This window comes from Stenotrophomonas sp. TWI1149 (assembly GCF_039673155.1).
In the GTDB taxonomy this organism is placed as follows: domain Bacteria; phylum Pseudomonadota; class Gammaproteobacteria; order Xanthomonadales; family Xanthomonadaceae; genus Stenotrophomonas; species Stenotrophomonas maltophilia_AA.
Genome location: NZ_JBDJLB010000010.1, coordinates 1 through 17546 on the forward strand (window position 1 = coordinate 1; position 17546 = coordinate 17546).

General features: G+C 67.8%; 9 protein-coding genes. 1 reads left to right on the forward strand and 8 read right to left on the reverse strand.

The features are described from left to right. Positions 1 to 132 precede the first annotated feature (132 nt). The 7 genes from pbpC to prpB all read right to left on the reverse strand — a co-directional run bounded on the left by pbpC (position 133) and on the right by prpB (position 15162). Entirely contained in the window at positions 133 to 2508 is a 2376-nt protein-coding gene (pbpC, locus tag ABE424_RS12385) for a penicillin-binding protein 1C (protein ID WP_346491617.1), read from the reverse strand. Positions 2509 to 2561: 53 nt separating this feature from the next. Then, the gene (locus tag ABE424_RS12390; RefSeq protein ID WP_346491616.1) at positions 2562 to 7481 is read right to left on the reverse strand and encodes an alpha-2-macroglobulin; all 4920 of its coding nucleotides are present in this window, start codon (positions 7479 to 7481) and stop codon (positions 2562 to 2564) included. A gap of 131 nt (positions 7482 to 7612) precedes the next feature. Then, positions 7613 to 9070: a bifunctional 2-methylcitrate dehydratase/aconitate hydratase gene (locus ABE424_RS12395; RefSeq protein WP_346491615.1), complete on the reverse strand. Its 1458-nt coding sequence runs from the start codon at positions 9068 to 9070 to the stop codon at positions 7613 to 7615. Positions 9071 to 9090: 20 nt separating this feature from the next. After that, complete coding sequence (prpF, locus tag ABE424_RS12400) at positions 9091 to 10275, reverse strand: 2-methylaconitate cis-trans isomerase PrpF (RefSeq protein WP_346491614.1); 1185 nt, start codon at positions 10273 to 10275, stop codon at positions 9091 to 9093. Between the two features lie 56 nt (positions 10276 to 10331). Next, positions 10332 to 12947, reverse strand: coding sequence for a Fe/S-dependent 2-methylisocitrate dehydratase AcnD (gene acnD / locus ABE424_RS12405; RefSeq protein WP_346491613.1), 2616 nt, complete (start codon positions 12945 to 12947; stop codon positions 10332 to 10334). Positions 12948 to 13086: 139 nt separating this feature from the next. Further along, positions 13087 to 14244: a 2-methylcitrate synthase gene (gene prpC, locus ABE424_RS12410; RefSeq protein WP_123730477.1), complete on the reverse strand. Its 1158-nt coding sequence runs from the start codon at positions 14242 to 14244 to the stop codon at positions 13087 to 13089. Between the two features lie 27 nt (positions 14245 to 14271). After that, positions 14272 to 15162, reverse strand: a complete 891-nt coding sequence (gene prpB, locus ABE424_RS12415; protein ID WP_346491612.1) for a methylisocitrate lyase — start codon at positions 15160 to 15162, stop codon at positions 14272 to 14274. A 156-nt stretch (positions 15163 to 15318) separates the two neighbouring features. Here prpB and prpR point away from each other — a divergent pair, with 156 nt between their 5' ends. Further along, positions 15319 to 16941 (forward strand): propionate catabolism operon regulatory protein PrpR, encoded by a 1623-nt coding sequence (gene prpR, locus ABE424_RS12420; protein ID WP_346491611.1) that lies wholly within the window; start codon positions 15319 to 15321, stop codon positions 16939 to 16941. Here prpR and pdxH read toward each other — a convergent pair whose 3' ends face one another. After that, positions 16942 to 17541 (reverse strand): pyridoxamine 5'-phosphate oxidase, encoded by a 600-nt coding sequence (gene pdxH / locus ABE424_RS12425; RefSeq protein ID WP_346491610.1) that lies wholly within the window; start codon positions 17539 to 17541, stop codon positions 16942 to 16944. Positions 17542 to 17546 lie beyond the last annotated feature (5 nt).

Genomic DNA, 17546 nt, shown 5'->3' on the forward strand with positions numbered 1-17546 from the left:
GCTCCAAGGTGTCCTGCCGGCCAGCGGCCGGCACTACCGTTGATGGTGTCCTGCCGGCCAACGGCCGGCACTACCGCTCATGGCGTGATGCCGGCCAGCGGCCGGCACTACCAGGTTCTGGGCAGCGCAACGTCAGCGCAGGATCCGGAACCGGACCTGCGTCCAGGCACCATCGGCGGCCAACGCGGTCAACGTGTGCTCGCCCACCTCATCGAAATCGCGCTGGAACAGCCGCGCGCCTTCGGTGCGGGCGATCCAGCGGTCATCCAGCAGCCAGTCCACCGTGGTCTCATTGCCCAGCGCACGCAGTTGCAGGCGCACGCCGTGTTCGGCATTCGGCGCGCGTGCGAGGGTCGCGCGGTCGTTCAGCCCCTCGATGTGCAGGGTGCCGCCACTGTCGCGGCCGTCCGCGCTGCAATCCGGCGACAGCACCGGCAGTTGCGAGGCCTGGCGCTGCGCCTGCGGCAGCCACGGCGACAACAACGCCGGCCAGCGTGCGATCTCACGCGACTCCGCCTCATGCGGCCGGCTGCACTCCGGCGACAGCCGCAGCCCCGTGCGCGCATCCACCTGGAAGCGCTGCAGGCCCGGCTGCCACAGCCGCGCATCGCGCTCGGCGAAGGTCGGCGGTACCGCGCCGTCCAGCACGAACGCCGGCATCCGCCGCTGGCACAACGCGGGCGTCGTCTGCTCGGCCAGACCCCCGGTCGGCCAGCAGATATCGGCCTGCGCCACGCTCGCCGGCATCGGCGCTGCACTGGCATCGCCGGCCTGGCGCGGCAGACTGTCGATCACCTCGAACATCAGCGGCAACGCGGTCACCGCGCCGTACTGCCCGGGCAGCGGCGTGCCATCCGGGCGCCCGACCCAGACACCTACCGTGTAATGCCGCGTCGTGCCGATCGCCCAGGCATCGCGGTAGCCGTAGCTGGTGCCGGTCTTCCAGGCCACGCGCGGGCGGCCGGTGACGTCGAAGGTGCCCGCGCCATACCCCGGGCGGGGATTGGATTCGAGCATCTCGCGGGTGATCCAGGCCGCGCCCGGTGACATCAGGCGACGCTCGATCACCGCATCCTCGGCGGTGTAACGCACCCGCCCGGCGATGCCGTTGCGATTGAACGCGGCAAAGGTACCGACCAGGTCCTCCAGCCGCGCGCCGGTACCGCCCAGTATCAGCGACAGGTTCGGCGCACTGCCGTGCGGAAAGCGCAGGTTGATGCCCGCATGCGAGAGGCGTGCCGCGAAGCGCGCCGAGCCGACCCGGTCCAGCAGGTCCACGGCCGGCACGTTGAGCGACAACCGCAGCGCCGTGGCCACACTGACCGGCCCGTTGAAAGCCGCATCGAAGTTGCCCGGCCGGTAACCGCCGAAACTCTGTGGCGCATCCACCATCAGGCTTTCCGAATGGATCAGGCCATCATCCAGCGCCATGCCGTACAGGAACGGTTTCAGCGTCGAGCCCGGCGAGCGCCAGGCCTGGACCATGTCCACATGGCCGAGCCGTTGCTTGTCGCCGAAGGCGACCGAGCCGACATAGGCACGCGCCTCCAGCGTGCGGTTGTCCACCACCAGCAGCGCGGCCGAGGTGCGCTCGGGCAACTGCGAAAAGTACGACGACACGCGTTCTTCCAGCGTGCGCTGCAGGCCGATGTCCAGCGTGCTCTCGATCCGCGCCACCCGCGGCTGCGCCGAGCGCAGCCGCTGCGCCAGCAACGCCGCATGCAGCGGCGGCTGCAGGGCACGCGTGACCACCGGCTCGATGCGCGCATCGTCGACCTCCTCGCGTGACCACACGCCGAGCGACACCATCCGCTCCAGCACCTTGTCGCGCGCACGTTGCGCCGCCTCCGGGTGACGGTCCGGACGCAGCCGGCTGGGCGACTGCGGCAATACCGCCAGCAACGCCGCCTCGGCATGCGACAGCTGCGAGGCCGGCTTGCCCAGATAGGCCCAGCTCGCCGCCTCCACGCCTTCGATGGTGCCGCCATAGGGCGCGCGTTCCAGGTACAACGCCAGGATCTGCGCCTTGCTCAGGTGCAGTTCCAGCTGCACCGCGCGCAGCAGCTGCTTGGTCTTGCCCCATGGCGTGCGCGTATGCGGATCGAGGATGCGCGCGACCTGCATGGTCAGGGTCGAGCCGCCGGAGACGATCCGCTGTTCGAACAGCCATTGCTTGCCGGCGCGCAGCAGTCCCCACGGATTGATGCCCGGATGCCGCCAGAACCAGCGGTCTTCGTAATTCAACAGCGCCTGCAGGTACAGCGGCGAGACGCTGTCGGCGGAGGCCGGGTAGCGCCACACCCCGTCGGCATCGGCGAAGGCGCGCAGCGGGGTGCCATCGCGCGCGACGACCAGGGTGCTGGTGTCGCGCTGCCTGGGCAGCGGGGGCGGGAACGCAAGATCCATCACCAGCAGCAGCGCGAGCACCGCCGCCGTGCCCCAACGCAGGCAGGGCAGCACGTTGCGTCGTACGGAGGCCCACGACCGCTTGGAAAAAAGAGACGTCATGTCCATTCAGCAGCGAGGCAGGCGGGCCGTCATCGCGACGGCCCGCCCTGCGATCAGGGCTGCACCACGGTCAGCGAGGCCGGGAGACTGCGACCCACGCCACGCAGGTCGGGACGGTACATGTCCTCCACCAGCGGCGGCGGCACGCGATACGTGCCCGGCGTGACCGCACGCACCAGGTAGAACACCTTGGCGGTGCTGCCACGCGAGAGTTTCAGCGCGGCCACATAGCGGTCGTCGCGGAACTCTTCGTGCTTGATGTTGGCCGCATCGCCACGATCGTTGACGCTCAACCCGTCGACAACGACATCCGCCCACTGCTTGGCATCGCCCAGGTTGAAGTTCTCGATCTCCAGCCCGGCCGGCAGCAGATCGGTCAGCAGGGCATCGGGCATGTCCACGTTCGGGGTGACGCTGACCCGCACGATCAGGGCCTCGCCTTCCTTCAGCGGACGCGGCGTCCACGGCTTGCCGTCGGTGGTGTACCAGCTGCGCTCCACGCCGAGCGTGCGGCTGTCCGGTTCCGGCGGGTTGCGCGGAATGCCGGCCACTTCCAGGCTGGCGAACATCGGCGGCTCCCCCTGCGGGGTGAAGCGCACACCCTTGGCCAGCGCGGCGTAGTCGAAGCTGCGGCCGAACATGCGGCGCGCCGAGATGCTCTCGCTCTCGCCACCGACCACCAGCTCGCCGGACACCAGCTTCTTCTGGTTGGCCGACAGCGCCTTGCCCATGCGCGCCAGCGCCACCTGCTCCTGGGTGCTCAACCACATCCAGCCGCTGTTGCGGCGGGCATCCAGCGCGCGGCCGAGATCGACCGCGCGTGCATCGTAGGCCGGCTTGGACAGCTTGCGTTCGTGCAGCAGCGCGATCATCAACGCGTCATCGCGCACCGCGCTGCCGTAATCGCCGAAGTAGGCCGGACGGTCGTCCGCGCTCTTGGCAAAGCCGGCGGCAATGGCCGCATCACCGCGCTTGTGGTCGCCCTGCAGAGACAGCGCGATGCCCAGGTGCACCAGCGACAGGCCGGTCAGCGACTTGCTGCGCTCGTTGTCATACAGCGCACGCAGGGTACCCAGCGGCGCGCGGTTGACCCGGGCCAGCACGTAGCCCGAATAGGCCTGGTTGGCGAACTTCAGGTTCTCGCGGCGGTCCTCGCCATAGAACTGGTTGCCGCCGGACAGCAGGTCTTCGCTCAGGCGGTTCAGCGCCTTCTGCAGCACGTTGTCCGGTACCGCGAAGCCGGCGTCCTTGGCGTCGAGCAGGAACTCGGCGATGTACGGCGTCAGCCACGGATTGATGTAGCCGTCGTCGCCCCACATCGAGAAGTTGCCGTTGGCCACCTGCATCGAGGCCAGGCGGCCGAACGCACCTTCCATGCGCTCGCGGCGGGTCTTGGCATCCAGCCCGTCCGCACCCAGCATGGCCGAGGTCGCTTCATCCAGCATCAGCGCGGCATAGCCCTTGCTGGTGGTCTGCTCGGCGCAGCCATACGGATAGTTGAGCGCGCCGTTCAGGGCACTGGCGAAGGGAATCGGCGGCAGCGCGCTGACCAGCATGCGTGCGGTCACCGAGTCGTTCATGAGGCCGTCGGCCAGCCCGGCTTCCATCGTGACCGCGGCCAGCGGATCCAGCGTGCGGGTCTGTGCGCGCAGCACCTGCGGCCACGCCGCGCGCACCGGCAGGTCATAGCGGCGATCGACCTTGAAACCGTTGCCGTCCACGCGTACGCGGACCTTGGCTACCGTGTAACCCTCGCGCGCGGTCAACGGGAAGCTCAGCGTGCTCTTGGCGTCGGCGTTGAGCTTGAGCGTGCGACTGGAGTCGCCCAGGGTCAGCGGCCCGATGCCATCCACCTGCACCTTGAACTCGCCCGGCGTGCCGGTGAAGTTCTGCACGTCCAGGGTGACCGTGCTGGTATCCCCGGGCGCCATCACGCGCGGCATGCTGGCTTCGGCCAGGATCGGCGCGCGCACCACGGTCTCCACATCGCGCTTGCCGTACTGGTCATCGGCGTACACCAGCGCCGAGACGCGCAGGGTGCCGTTGAAATCCGGCACCTTCAGCGCGATCCGCGCGATGCCCTTGGCATCGAGCTTCACCGGGCCGGAGAACAGATCCACCGTCTGCACGCGCGCGGTCGGACGCTTGGCCTGGGGCATCGCGGCCAGGGCCATGTCGCCACCGAACTTCAGCTTGCCGCTGCTGCCGTCGAAGCTTTCGATCACGCGGCTGTAGATGTCATACGCATCCACGCCCAGGCGGCGCTGCGCAAAGAAGTGCGCGGCGGCATCGGGAACCGGGAAGCGGGTGATGTTGAGGATGCCCACATCCACCGCCGAGACAGTCACATGCGCGACCTTGCCGGCCAGCTGCGGGGCACTGACGGTGACCGGCAGCGTCTGCTCCGGGCGCATCTGCTTCGGTGCCACCAGGCCGACCGCGATCTGGCGGGCCTTGCGGTCCATCGGCACATGCACCACGCCGACCGCACGGGCCGGGGTGATCTTGCTCGGCGCACTGCCACCACGGAACACCAGCGCGGTGATGTAGACGTCGTGGCGTTCCCACTCGGCCGTGACTGGAATGTCGTAGGTGCTGCCCGGCTTGGCGTCGATGTCCTGGACGTAGAGCATCTTGTCGCTCTCGACCATCAGCACGCCCTTGCCGGCATGCGGCGGGGTCACGGTGACGCGCACGGTATCGCCGGCCTTGTAGCCGGTCTTGTCCAGCGCCAGCTTGACCTTGTCCGGGCGCGCATCCAGGCCGCGGTTGTCGTCGTTCCAGCTCCAGCCGGCGTTGAACGGATAGCGGCTGGTCAGCCCGGTAGCCGGGTCGAACACGTCCAGCCGGTACTCACCCCACTCCACCGGGACATCAACACCGACCGCCGCGCTGCCGGCATCGACGGTGCGGGTGTCCTTGTTCTCGAAGCGGCGGGTGAAGTCGTAATCCCAGCGGTTGTCGTTGAAGGTCCAGTGGTAATCGCGCAGCTCCCGTACCAGCGTGACCTTCAGGCCCTTGGCCGGCTGCGGCTTGCCCGCCGCGTCCACGCGCATCAGTTCGAAGCGCGCGTTGCTGTTGGCATCCGCGCCATCCTTGGGATCGAACAGCGGGCGCACGCCGACCAGGGCCGCGGCCGGCCACATCACCCGCTTCAAGGTGCGGGTCACGGTGCGGCCACCGGTTTCATACACGCTGCCGGACAGCACCACGGCGATCGGCGCGGTCGGCTTGACCTCGGCCGGCAGTTCCACGTCCTGGCGCAGCTTGCCGTCGGCCGGGAATTCGGTATCGATGACGTCGCGCGCCTCGCGCGGCAGCGCGGTGGTCGGATCGCCGAAGAAATAGCCCGGCAGCGACTCCACCGGCGACTGCTCGGCCGCCACGGCCAGGCGTGCGGTAAAGCGGTTGCCGTCGGCCGGCGCGCCGTACAGATACGCGGCGTCGGCCTGCAGCTTGAGCGGCTCGCCCGGCTTGAGCGTCTTCTGTGCGCTGTCCAGGTCCAGCTTCATGCGCTCGGGCAGGAACTCCTCGATGCGCAGGGTCATGCCCTGGATCGCTTCCTTGCTGACCGGATTGGTGCGGAACTCCACCTGCCAGCGCCCGGTCGGGGCCTCGGCCGGGATCAGCTGCTCGAAGCTGAAGTAGCCCTGCTCGCCCGGGGTCAGGCGGGTCTCGCGGAAGGTCTTGCCGTCCGGCTGCTTCAGGCGCAGGAAGACGGGCTGTGGCTTCACCGGCTTGCCGTCGTTGTCGCGCAGCAGCGCCGAAATGCGCACGGTCTCGCCGGGACGGTAGAGGTCGCGGCCCGACCAGGTGAACACGTCGAACCAGGCATTGTCGCGCCCGGCCACGGCGAACTCGCTCAGGTCCAGCGCGGGCTGGTTGAACGGCAGCATCGAGGTATCGCCGCCACTGCTGGCGATCAGCACATGGCTGGCATCCAGCGTGTAATTGAGCAGCGCATTGCCGTTGCCGTCGGTCGCGCCCTTGAGCACCACCTCGCCCTTGCCATCCAGGATGCGCAGCTCGATCTTCTTCAGAGACGCCCCGCTCTGCAGCGAGGCCGTGTGCACGAACAGCTTGTCCTTGTAGGCCCGCGTATGCAGGCCGATGTCGCTGACGGTGAAGAAGGCGGTGTCGTACTCACCTTCGAACGAACCGCTGCGCTTCATCACCGCGAAATACAGGCCGGGCTGCTGCAGCTCCTTGATGTCCTGCGTCGGCAGGTAGGTGAGCACGCGCTCGTTCTGCTTGCCGCCGATCACGAAGCGGTTCACGTAGACCGGCTCGGCCAGCTGCGACATCGGCGTCTTGTCGCCGTAATCGCTGTCCAGCTCCCAGCTGCCGCGGCGGCCGCCACGCTGGTACTGGCTGAAGAAGTTCGGCAGTTCCTTCTCGCGCACGCGCAGGAACTCCACATCCACTTCCGGCACGTTGACCGACACCACCGGCAGGCCGCGGCTGTCCTTGGCCGGCAGCACGCTGCCCTGCGAGGCGAACCCGGCCACCGGCTTGAGCTCACCGGTGAAGACTTTCTGGCGCAGCTCCTTGCCGATCCGGCTGCCATCGGCGGCAAGCAGGTCGGGCGAGACGATCAGCGAGTATTCCTTGGCCGCCTCCACGAACGGGTAGCGCAGGGTCTTGCCGTCATCGGACAGCGACCAGCTGCTGTCCTCGGTCCCGACCTTCTCGGCGAAACGGACCAGCGTGTCGAAGTCCTGGGTGCCGACCAGCGGGCGCGAAAACTCCAGCGCCAGCGACAGGCCGTCGCTCTTCTGATCGGGGTAGGCCCGGACCAGAGTGAACTCGGTGACCGCCTCGGCCTTGGCCGTGATCGGCGCGCCGGACGGTGCCGGCAGCTGGCCGCTGTCGTTGCGCTTGCAGCCCCCGACGCCGATGGCCAGGCCGGCGACCAGCGCCAGGCCCGCGATTCCCTTCCAGCTCCACTGCCCGAACCGACTGCGGCTAGCCATGACGTCACTCCTTGAACAAGGCCGCCAGTATACGGGCCGTCCCCGCTCGTTCGCGGGCGACCCCGGGCGATCCGTGCGTCATGGGCGGCGGGCGGGTCCACGGCGAAGGGCAGCCGACCAGCGGTCGGCGTCTACCCCGCCACGTAGAGATCCACATACTCGTGCACCGGCATCGCCTCCAGCGCCACCGGGTCCAGTGACGCCTCCAGGATCCGGCGCTGCTGCACGGTCGGGAACACCCCGGCCAGGTGCCGGCGGAACTTGTCCTCCAGCAGCGGGATTCCCTCGGCGCGGCGGCGGGCATGGCCCAGCGGGTACTCGACCACCGCGTCCATCGTGCTGCCATCGGTGAAGGTCACCTGCAGCGCGTTGGCGATGCTGCGCTTGTCCGGGTCGATGTAATCCGCGGTGAACCCGGGATCTTCCACGCAGGTGATCTTCGCCCGCAGCGGATCGATGCGCGGATCGGCCGCCACGTCGTCCTCGTAATCCTCGGCGACCAGGCGGCCGAAGATCAGCCCGATCGCCACCATGTACTGCACGCAGTGGTCGCGGTCGGCCGGGTTATGCAGCGGGCCGGGCTTGTCGATGATGCGCAGGCAGGCCTGCTGGGTGCGCAGGGTGATCTGCGCGATGTCTTCGCTGCGCTTGCCGCTGGCGCGCATCTGCGCGTGCAGCTGCATCGCTGCCTCGACCGCGGTCTGGCCATGGAACTCGGCCGGATAGCTGATCTTGAACAGTACGTTCTCCATGACGTAGCTGCCGTAAGGCCGCTGGAAGCGGAATGGCTGGCCGCCGAAGGACACATCGTAGAAGCCCCAGGTCGGCGCGGTCAGCGCACTCGGATAGCCCATCTCCCCGGCCGCGGCCATCAGCGACAGGCGCACTGCACGGCTGGTGGCATCACCGGCCGCCCAGCTCTTGCGCGAGCCGGTGTTGGGCGCGTGCCGGTACGTGCGCAGCGACTGCCCATCGACCCAGGCCAGCGACAGCGCATTGAGCATGCGCTCGCGATCCAGGCCCAGCATGTGCGAGACGACTGCGGTGGAGGCGACCTTGACCAGCACCACGTGATCCAGCCCGACCCGGTTGAACGCATTCTCCAGCGCCAGGCAGCCCTGGATCTCATGGGCCTTGACCATCGCGGCCAGCACATCGCGCATGGTCAGCGGCGCCCGGCGCAGCGCCTCGGCATTGCGGCTGAGCCAGTCGGCGGTGGCGAGGATGCCGCCGAGGTTGTCGGAGGGATGGCCCCACTCCGCCGCCAGCCAGGTGTCGTTGAAATCCAGCCAGCGGATCATCGCGCCGATGTTGAAGGCGCCCTGCACCGGATCGAGCTCGAAGCGGGTGCCGGGCACGCGCGCGCCATTGATCACCCGCATGCCGGGCACCAGCGGCCCGAGCAGCTTGCTGCAGGCCGGGAACGAGAGCGCCGCCAGCCCGCAGCCCAGCGTATCGATCAGGCAGTGCCGCGCGGTGGTGTACGCCTGCGGCGAGCTGACCTGGTAGTCGCGGACGTAATCGACGATGTCGGTCAGGACCGTGTCCCATGGCGGGCGCTGGTTGCTGTGGCTGTCGTGACCGGACATCGCGATTCTCCTGTGGGGTATTACAAGGGAGTGGCAGGCACCCGTACCGCACCGTCCATCAATACGCGGGCGCTGCGGCTCATGATGGCCTTGGTGACCGTCCACTGACCGTCAACGTGCATCGCCTGTGCACCCACGCGCAAGGTGCCGGAGGGATGACCGAAGCTCACCGATTCACGCTCACCACCGCCGGCGGCGAGATTCACCAGCGTGCCCGGAATCGCGGCGGCAGTGCCGATGGCGACCGCGGCCGTACCCATCATCGCGTGGTGCAGCTTGCCCATGGACAGCGCGCGCGCATGCAGGTCGATCTCGCCGGCGGCGATCTGCCTGCCGCTGGACGACACGTAGTCCTGCGCCGGCGCGACGAAGGCGACCTTGGGCGTGTGCTGGCGGGTCGCAGCCTGTTCGATCGTCTCGATCAGGCCCATGCGCACCGCACCGTACGCGCGGATCGCTTCGAAACGCGCCAAAGCAGCCTTGTCCTCATTGATCGCCGGCTGCAGTTCGGTGCCGGTGTAACCCAGATCCGCGGCATTGAGGAAGATGGTCGGAATGCCGGCGGTGATCATCGTGACCTGGAAGCTGCCCACGCCGGGCACGTCGAGCGTGTCGACCAGGTTGCCGGTCGGGAACATCGCCCCGCCCTCGCCGTCATCGGAGGGATCCAGGAACTCCAGCTGGATCTCCGCGGCCGGGAAGGTCACGCCATCCAGCTCGAAATCGCCGTCTTCCTGCACCTGGCCATCCACGATCGGCACGTGCGCCAGGATGGTCTTGCCGATGTTGGCCTGCCAGATGCGCACGGTGCAGAGGCCGTTGTGCGGAATCCGCGCCGGATCGATCAGGCCGTTGCTGATCGCGAACGGGCCCACTGCTGTGCTGAGATTGCCGCAGTTGCCGCTCCAGTCGACGAACGCGGTCTCGATCGAAATCTGGCCGTACAGATAATCCACGTCATGCTCCGGCACCGACGGTGCGGAGAGGATCACGCACTTGCTCGTACTGGAAGTCGCGCCGCCCATGCCATCGGTGTGCTTGGCATACGGATCAGGCGAGCCGATCACGCGCATCAGCAGCGCATCGCGCGCCGGGCCGGGCACCTGCGCCGCGGCAGGCAGATCGGTCAGCTTGAAGAACACACCCTTGCTGGTGCCACCGCGCATGTAGGTGGCGGGAATGCGGAGCTGGGGGAGAAACGCCATATCGAAGTCCTGAGGGAAAGACGGCCCGTTGCCGGGCCGTCGTGATGCGGGTGGGATCAGGCAACCTGCGCCGATTCCAGGAAGTCCTGCGCGAACCGCTGCAGCACGCCACCGGCCTCGTAGATCGAGACTTCTTCGGCGGTATCCAGCCGGCAGGTGACCGGCACCCGCAGCTGTTCACCGTTGCGGCGGTGGACGACCAGGGTCAGCTCGGCGCGCGGCACGCGGTCGCCGAGCACGTCGAAGGTTTCAGTACCGTCGATGCCCAGCGTCCTGCGGTTGACGCCTTCCTTGAACTCCAGCGGCAGCACGCCCATGCCGATCAGGTTGGTACGGTGGATGCGCTCGAAGCCTTCGGCGGCGATCGCCTCCACGCCGGCCAGGCGCACGCCCTTGGCGGCCCAGTCGCGCGAGCTGCCCTGGCCGTAGTCGGCACCGGCGATGATGATCAGCGGCTGCTTGCGCGACATGTAGGTTTCGATCGCTTCCCACATGCGGGTGACCTGGCCTTCCGGCTCCACGCGCGCCAGCGAGCCCTGCGTGACCTGGCCGTCGATCACGGCCATTTCATTGATCAGCTTCGGGTTGGCGAAGGTGGCACGCTGCGCGGTGAGGTGATCGCCACGGTGGGTCGCGTAGGAATTGAAGTCTTCCTCGGGCAGGCCCATCTTCGCCAGGTACTCACCGGCCGCGCTGCTGGCCATGATCGCGTTGGACGGCGACAGATGGTCGGTGGTGATGTTGTCGCCGAGTACCGCCAGCGGTCGCATGCCGGTCAGGCTGCGCGCACCGGCCAACGCGCCTTCCCAGTACGGCGGGCGGCGGATATAGGTGCTCTGCGGGCGCCAGTCGTACAGCGGGCTGATCGGGGCGCCGTGTTCCACCTTGAAGGTGAACATCGGGTCGTAGACCTTGCGGAACTGCTCCGGCTTGACGCTGGCCTTGACCACCGCGTCGATCTCGGCATCGCTGGGCCACAGGTCCTTAAGCGTGATCGGGTTGCCGTCGGCATCATGGCCGAGCGCGTCCTTCTCGATATCGAAACGCACCGTACCGGCGATCGCATAGGCCACCACCAGCGGCGGCGAGGCCAGGAAGGCCTGCTTCGCATACGGGTGGATGCGGCCATCGAAGTTGCGGTTGCCCGAGAGCACGGCGGTGGCATACAGGTCGCGGTCGATCACTTCCTGCTGGATCTTCGGGTCCAGCGCGCCACTCATGCCGTTGCAGGTGGTGCACGCGAAGGCGACGATGCCAAAGCCCATCTGCTCCAGCTCGGTCAGCAGGCCGGCTTCTTCCAGATACAGCTGCACGGCCTTGGACCCCGGCGCCAGCGAGCTCTTCACCCACGGCTTGCGGGTCAGGCCGGCACGGTTGGCGTTGCGCGCCAGCAATGCCGCGGAGATCACGTTGCGCGGGTTGCTGGTGTTGGTGCAGCTGGTGATCGCGGCAATGATCACCGCGCCATCGGGCATCAGGCCGTCGGCCTGTTCCAGCCTGCCCGAGGCCAGCTTGCCTTCATCGGCGATGCCGCGGGCGGCCAGGTCGATGGTCGCCACGCGCTTGTGCGGGTTGGACGGGCCGGCCATGTTGCGCACCACGGTGGACAGGTCGAACTGCAGCACGCGCTCGTACTGCGCGGTGACCAGATCGTCGGCCCACAGGCCGGTGGCCTTGGCGTAGGTTTCCACCAGCGCGACCTGGGCATCTTCGCGGCCGGTCAGGCGCAGGTAGTCCAGGGTCTGCTGGTCGATGTAGAACATCGCCGCGGTGGCGCCGAACTCCGGCGTCATGTTGGAGATGGTGGCGCGGTCACCGATGGTCAGCGCGTTGGCGCCCTCCCCGTAGAACTCGATCCACGCACCGACCACGCGCTCCTTGCGCAGGAACTCGGTCAGCGCCAGCACCACGTCGGTGCAGGTGATGCCGGGCTGCGGGCGGCCGGTCAGCTCCACGCCGATGATGTCGGGCAGGCGCATCCAGGAAGCACGGCCGAGCATCACGCTCTCTGCTTCCAGGCCGCCCACGCCGATCGCGATCACGCCCAGCGCGTCCACGTGCGGGGTGTGGCTGTCGGTGCCCACGCAGGTATCCGGGAAGGCCACGCCATCGCGCACCTGCACGACCGGCGACATCTTCTCCAGATTGATCTGGTGCATGATCCCGTTGCCCGGCGGAATCACGTCGACGTTCTTGAACGCCTTCTTGGTCCAGTTGATGAAGTGGAACCGGTCTTCATTGCGGCGGTCTTCGACGGCGCGGTTCTTCTCGAACGCCGCCTTGTCGAAGCCGGGGAATTCCACCGCCAGCGAGTGATCGACGATCAGCTGGGTCGGCACCACCGGGTTGATCTGGGCCGGGTCGCCACCGGCATCGGCGATGGCATCGCGCAGGCCGGCCAGATCCACCAGGGCGGTCTGGCCCAGGATGTCATGGCAGACCACGCGGGCCGGGAACCACGGGAAATCCAGGTCCTGGCGGCGTTCGATCAGCTGGCGCAGCGAGGGCTCCAGCGTGGCCGGGTCGCAGCGGCGCACCAGGTTTTCGGCCAGCACGCGCGAGGTATACGGCAGCGTGGCATAGGCACCGGGCTGCAACGCGTCGACGGCGGCACGGGTATCGAAATAGTCCAGCGCTGTGCCGGGGAGGTTCTTGCGGTACTGAGTATTCATGGCTGGCGATAGCTGCTTGTTGGCGGGCCGGGGCGTCGTGACACCGGCGAAGAAGGAGTAGCGACGCCGCAACGGAGCAGACCGGCATCGCGCCGGCCTGTTCCGCAAGGCACCCGCGAACGGGTGCGGTACGTCTGTCTTACTTGCGCTGGTCGATCGGCACGAAGGCCTGGTCTTCCGGGCCGGTGTAGTTCGCGCTCGGGCGGATGATCTTGCCGTCGATGCGCTGCTCGATGATGTGCGCGCTCCAACCGGAGGTGCGGGCGATTACGAACAACGGGGTGAACATCGCCGTCGGCACGCCCATCATGTGGTAGCTGACCGCGCTGAACCAGTCCAGGTTCGGGAACATCTTCTTGATGTCCCACATCACCGATTCCAGACGCTCGGCGATGTCGTACATCTTGACGTTCTGCTGCTCGGCGGACAGGTCGCGCGCCACCTCCTTGATGATGTTGTTGCGCGGATCGCTGACGGTGTAGACCGGGTGGCCGAAACCGATCACGACTTCCTTGCGCTCGACGCGGGCCTTGATGTCAGCCTCGGCATCGTCCGGGCTGTCGTAGCGCTTCTGCACTTCGAAGGCCACTTCATTGGCGCCACCGTGCTTGGGACCGCGCAGCGCACCGATGCCGCCGGTGATCGCGCTGTACATGTCGCTGCCGGTGCCGGCGATGACGCGGCAGGCGAAGGTCGAGGCGTTGAACTCGTGCTCGGCGTACAGGATCAGCGAGGTGTGCATCGCCTTGACCCACGAATCCTGCGGCTTCTCGCCGTGCAGCAGGTGCAGGAAGTGGCCACCGATGGAGTCGTCGTCGGTTTCCACGTCGATCGCACGGCCGTTGTGGCTCCAGTGGTACCAGTACAGCAGCATCGAACCCAGGCAGGCCATCAGCTTGTCGGCGATGTCGCGCGCGCCCGGATGGTTGTGGTCGTCCTTCTCCGGCGACACGCAGCCGAGCACGGACACGCCGGTGCGCATCACGTCCATCGGGTGCGCGGACGGCGGCAGTTCTTCCAGCGCGGCCTTGACCGCGGCCGGGATGCCACGCAGCGACTTCAGCTTGGTCTTGTAGGCGACCAGTTCGGCGCGGGTCGGCAGCTTGCCGTGGACCAGCAGATGCGCGATTTCCTCGAACTCGCTGGTGTTGGCCAGATCGGCGATGTCATACCCGCGGTAATGCAGGTCGTTGCCGCTGCGGCCGACGGTGCACAGCGCGGTGTTGCCGGCGGCGGTGCCCGACAGGGCGACGGATTTCTTCGGCTTGAAGCCGGGGGCGGTAGTGGTGTCGCTCATGATCCCTCCAGAAAACAGTGTGCGGTCTTACTTCTTGGCGGCGAACAACGCATCGAGCTGCTGCTCGAAGGCGTGGTAACCGATACGGTCGTAGAGTTCCTCGCGGGTCTGCATCGCCTCCACCACATTACGCTGGTGGCCCTCGCGGCGGATGGTCTCATACACGTTCTCTGCCGCCTTGTTGGCAGCGCGGAACGCGGACAGCGGGAACAGCTGGATGGCGACGCCGGCCGAGGCCAGCTCATCGCGGCTGAACAGCGGCGTGGCGCCGAACTCGGTGATGTTGGCCAGCACCGGCACCTTCACCGCATCGACGAAGCGGCGGTAGGTCTCCAGATCGTAGGCCGCCTCGGCGAAGATGCCATCGGCACCCGCCTCGACGCAGGCGATGGCGCGTTCGATCGCGGCCTCCACGCCATCGACCTGGATGGCATCGGTGCGCGCGATCAGGAAGAAGTCCGGATCGGTCTTGGCATCGGCGGCGGCCTTGACCCGGTCCACCATCTCGCCCTGCGACACGATCTCCTTGCCCGGGCGGTGACCGCAGCGCTTGGCGCCGACCTGGTCTTCGATATGGCAGGCGGCCGCGCCGGCCTTGATCAGCGACTTGACCGTACGCGCGATGTTGAACGCGCTCGGGCCGAAACCGGTGTCGATATCCACCATCAGCGGCAGGTCGCACACATCGGTGATGCGGCGCACGTCGATCAGCACGTCTTCCAGGGTGTTGATGCCCAGGTCCGGCACGCCCAGCGAGCCGGCCGCGACGCCGCCGCCGGAGAGGTAGATCGCCCGGTAGCCGGCGCGCTTGGCCAGCAGCGCGTGGTTGGCGTTGATCGCACCGATCACCTGCAACGGCGATTCGGCGGCCAGTGCGGCGCGGAAACGGGCGCCAGCGGAAGAAACGGGGGTGCTCATGCGGCATTCCATCGTGATTGACCGGTTGATAAGCGCAAGCGCCGTGCCAGGTGGCAAGTGTCTGATTTCATTGAGGCAGCAAGGTGACTACGACGTTTCACCTTGAAACATTGAAACATCTGTAACATGGCTGCAACTGAAACATTGAACACGACCATGTCGATCAGCCTGCCCCGCCACCGCGCCCGCCTGTACGATCCCGATGCCGGCCAGCTGCCGGTGATCTGGACCGTCAGCGTGTCGCGCCTGACCGGCCTGCTGGGGGATGTGATCCCCGAGTTCGACCGCCGCGCCCGCATCGTGCCGATCAACCTCGGTTTCGAGGAGGCAGTGGATGTCATCGGCCAGCGCCTGCGCCGCGAACACTGCGATGTGGTGATTGCCGGTGGCTCGAACGCGGCCTACCTGCGCAGCCGGCTGGAAGTACCGCTGGTCCCGATCCAGGCCAATGGCTTCGACCTGATGGAAGCGCTGGCGCGCGCGCGCCGGATCGCGCCGCGGATCGGTCTGGTCACGCACGCCACCGACGTGCCGACGTTCGGCAGCTTCCAGCACAGCTTCGGGCTGGATATCGAGCACCGCCGCTTCGTCACCCGCGAGGATGCGCGCGACTGCATCGCCGACCTGCGCGCCAACGGCATCGAGGTGATCGTCGGCACCGGCATGGCGATCGACCATGCCGAGCAGGTCGGGCTGCCCGGCGTGCTGCTGTACTCGGCCGATTCGGTGCGGCAGGCGTTCGAACACGCACTGGAGCTGACCCAGACCCTGGCGCGCTCCGGTGCGCCGTCACCGCGGCGGCGCACACCGGCCAGGCCACGCGACGCCGATCACGCCCTGCTCGGCGACAGCGCGCCGATGCAGCAGGTGCGCGGGCACATCGCGTTGTATGCGCCTTACGACAGCACGGTGCTGGTGACCGGCGCCACCGGTACCGGCAAGGAACTGGTGGCGCGGCAACTGCACGTCGCCAGCGGACGACGCGGCCGCTTCGTCGCGCTGAACTGCGGGGCGATCAGCGAGTCGCTGCTGGAGGCCGAGCTGTTCGGCTACAACGAAGGTGCGTTCACCGGCGCGCGGCGCGGCGGTCGTGTCGGTCTGGTCGAAGCTGCCGAGGGCGGCACCCTGTTCCTCGATGAAATCGGCGAACTGCCGCTGCCGTTGCAGACCCGGCTGCTGCGGGTACTGGAAGAGCGCGAAGTGCTGCGCGTGGGCGCCACCGAGCCGACACCGGTGGACGTACGCGTGGTCGCGGCCACGCTGCAGACGCTGGAATTGCTGGTGGACACACAACGTTTCCGCCGCGATCTGTATTACCGCCTGGCCGCGCTGCGCATCGCGCTGCCGACGCTGCACGAACGGCGCGAGGATGTCCCCTTGCTGGTGAGCCACTTCTTCCGGCAGCTCGCCGGTACGGATGCACCGTTGTCCGCCGGGGCGATGGCACGGCTGCGCGACTACGCGTGGCCGGGCAACGTGCGTGAGCTGCGCAACATGGTCGATCGCCTGCGCATCCACTGGCAGCAACAGCCGGGCGAGCTGACGTTGCCGCAGATGCTGCAGTGGTTGCCGGAGCTGCACGCGGCGCAGCAGCCACTGGCGGTTCCAGGCGCCGGCGCCCCGGCAGCCCTCACCGCTGCCTCGGCAGCGCGGCCGGATGCGGCCGCGCTGCGGCGGCTGCTGGCCGACTGCGGCGGCAACCGCGAGCAGGCGTGCGCGCAGCTGGGCGTATCGCGGACGACGCTGTGGCGGTGGTTGCGCGAGCTTCCGCCGGCCTGATTACGGAAACAACATCCGCTTGCTCCACTGCCCGTCCACACCGGTCTCATAGCACCAGCGCTCGTGCAGGCGGAACTGCGCGCCGTACCAGAACTCGATCCGCTGCGGCACCACGCGCAGCCCGCTCCAGCCTTCCGGACGCGGCACGTCGCGGCCCTCGAAGCTGGCCTCGGTGGCCGCCACGCGCGCGTCGAATTCTTCGCGCGAGGCCAGCGTCTTCGATTGCAGTGACGCCCAGGCGCCGATCTGACTCATGCGCGGGCGCGAGGCGAAGTACGCATCGGCCTCGGCGTCGCTGACCTTCTTCACCCCGCCTTCGATCCGCACCTGGATGCCGGCTTCGCGCAGGCTGCGCCACAGGAACAGCAGCGCGGCCCGTGGATTGGCCTGCAGTTCTCGCCCCTTGTGGCTGTCCAGGTGGGTGTAGAAGACGAAGCCGCGTTCGTCGAAGGCCTTCAGCAACACGGTCCTCGCGGAGGGCTGGCCGTTCGGGTCGGCCGTGGCCACCGTCATCGCATTCGGTTCGACTTCGCGGCTTGCCTTGGCTTCTTCGAACAGCCCGGCAAAGGTGGACAACGCTTCGGCATACAGATCGGTCATGGCGG

What these genes read in the sequence shown, in the direction of transcription:
- pbpC (WP_346491617.1), bottom strand. Translation starts at nt 2,508, where the DNA reads ATGACGTCTCTTTTTTCCAAGCGGTCGTGGGCCTCCGTACGACGCAAC.
- ABE424_RS12390 (WP_346491616.1), bottom strand. Translation starts at nt 7,481, where the DNA reads ATGGCTAGCCGCAGTCGGTTCGGGCAGTGGAGCTGGAAGGGAATCGCG.
- ABE424_RS12395 (WP_346491615.1), bottom strand. Translation starts at nt 9,070, where the DNA reads ATGTCCGGTCACGACAGCCACAGCAACCAGCGCCCGCCATGGGACACG.
- prpF (WP_346491614.1), bottom strand. Translation starts at nt 10,275, where the DNA reads ATGGCGTTTCTCCCCCAGCTCCGCATTCCCGCCACCTACATGCGCGGT.
- acnD (WP_346491613.1), bottom strand. Translation starts at nt 12,947, where the DNA reads ATGAATACTCAGTACCGCAAGAACCTCCCCGGCACAGCGCTGGACTAT.
- prpC (WP_123730477.1), bottom strand. Translation starts at nt 14,244, where the DNA reads ATGAGCGACACCACTACCGCCCCCGGCTTCAAGCCGAAGAAATCCGTC.
- prpB (WP_346491612.1), bottom strand. Translation starts at nt 15,162, where the DNA reads ATGAGCACCCCCGTTTCTTCCGCTGGCGCCCGTTTCCGCGCCGCACTG.
- prpR (WP_346491611.1), top strand. Translation starts at nt 15,319, where the DNA reads ATGTCGATCAGCCTGCCCCGCCACCGCGCCCGCCTGTACGATCCCGAT.
- pdxH (WP_346491610.1), bottom strand. Translation starts at nt 17,541, where the DNA reads ATGACCGATCTGTATGCCGAAGCGTTGTCCACCTTTGCCGGGCTGTTC.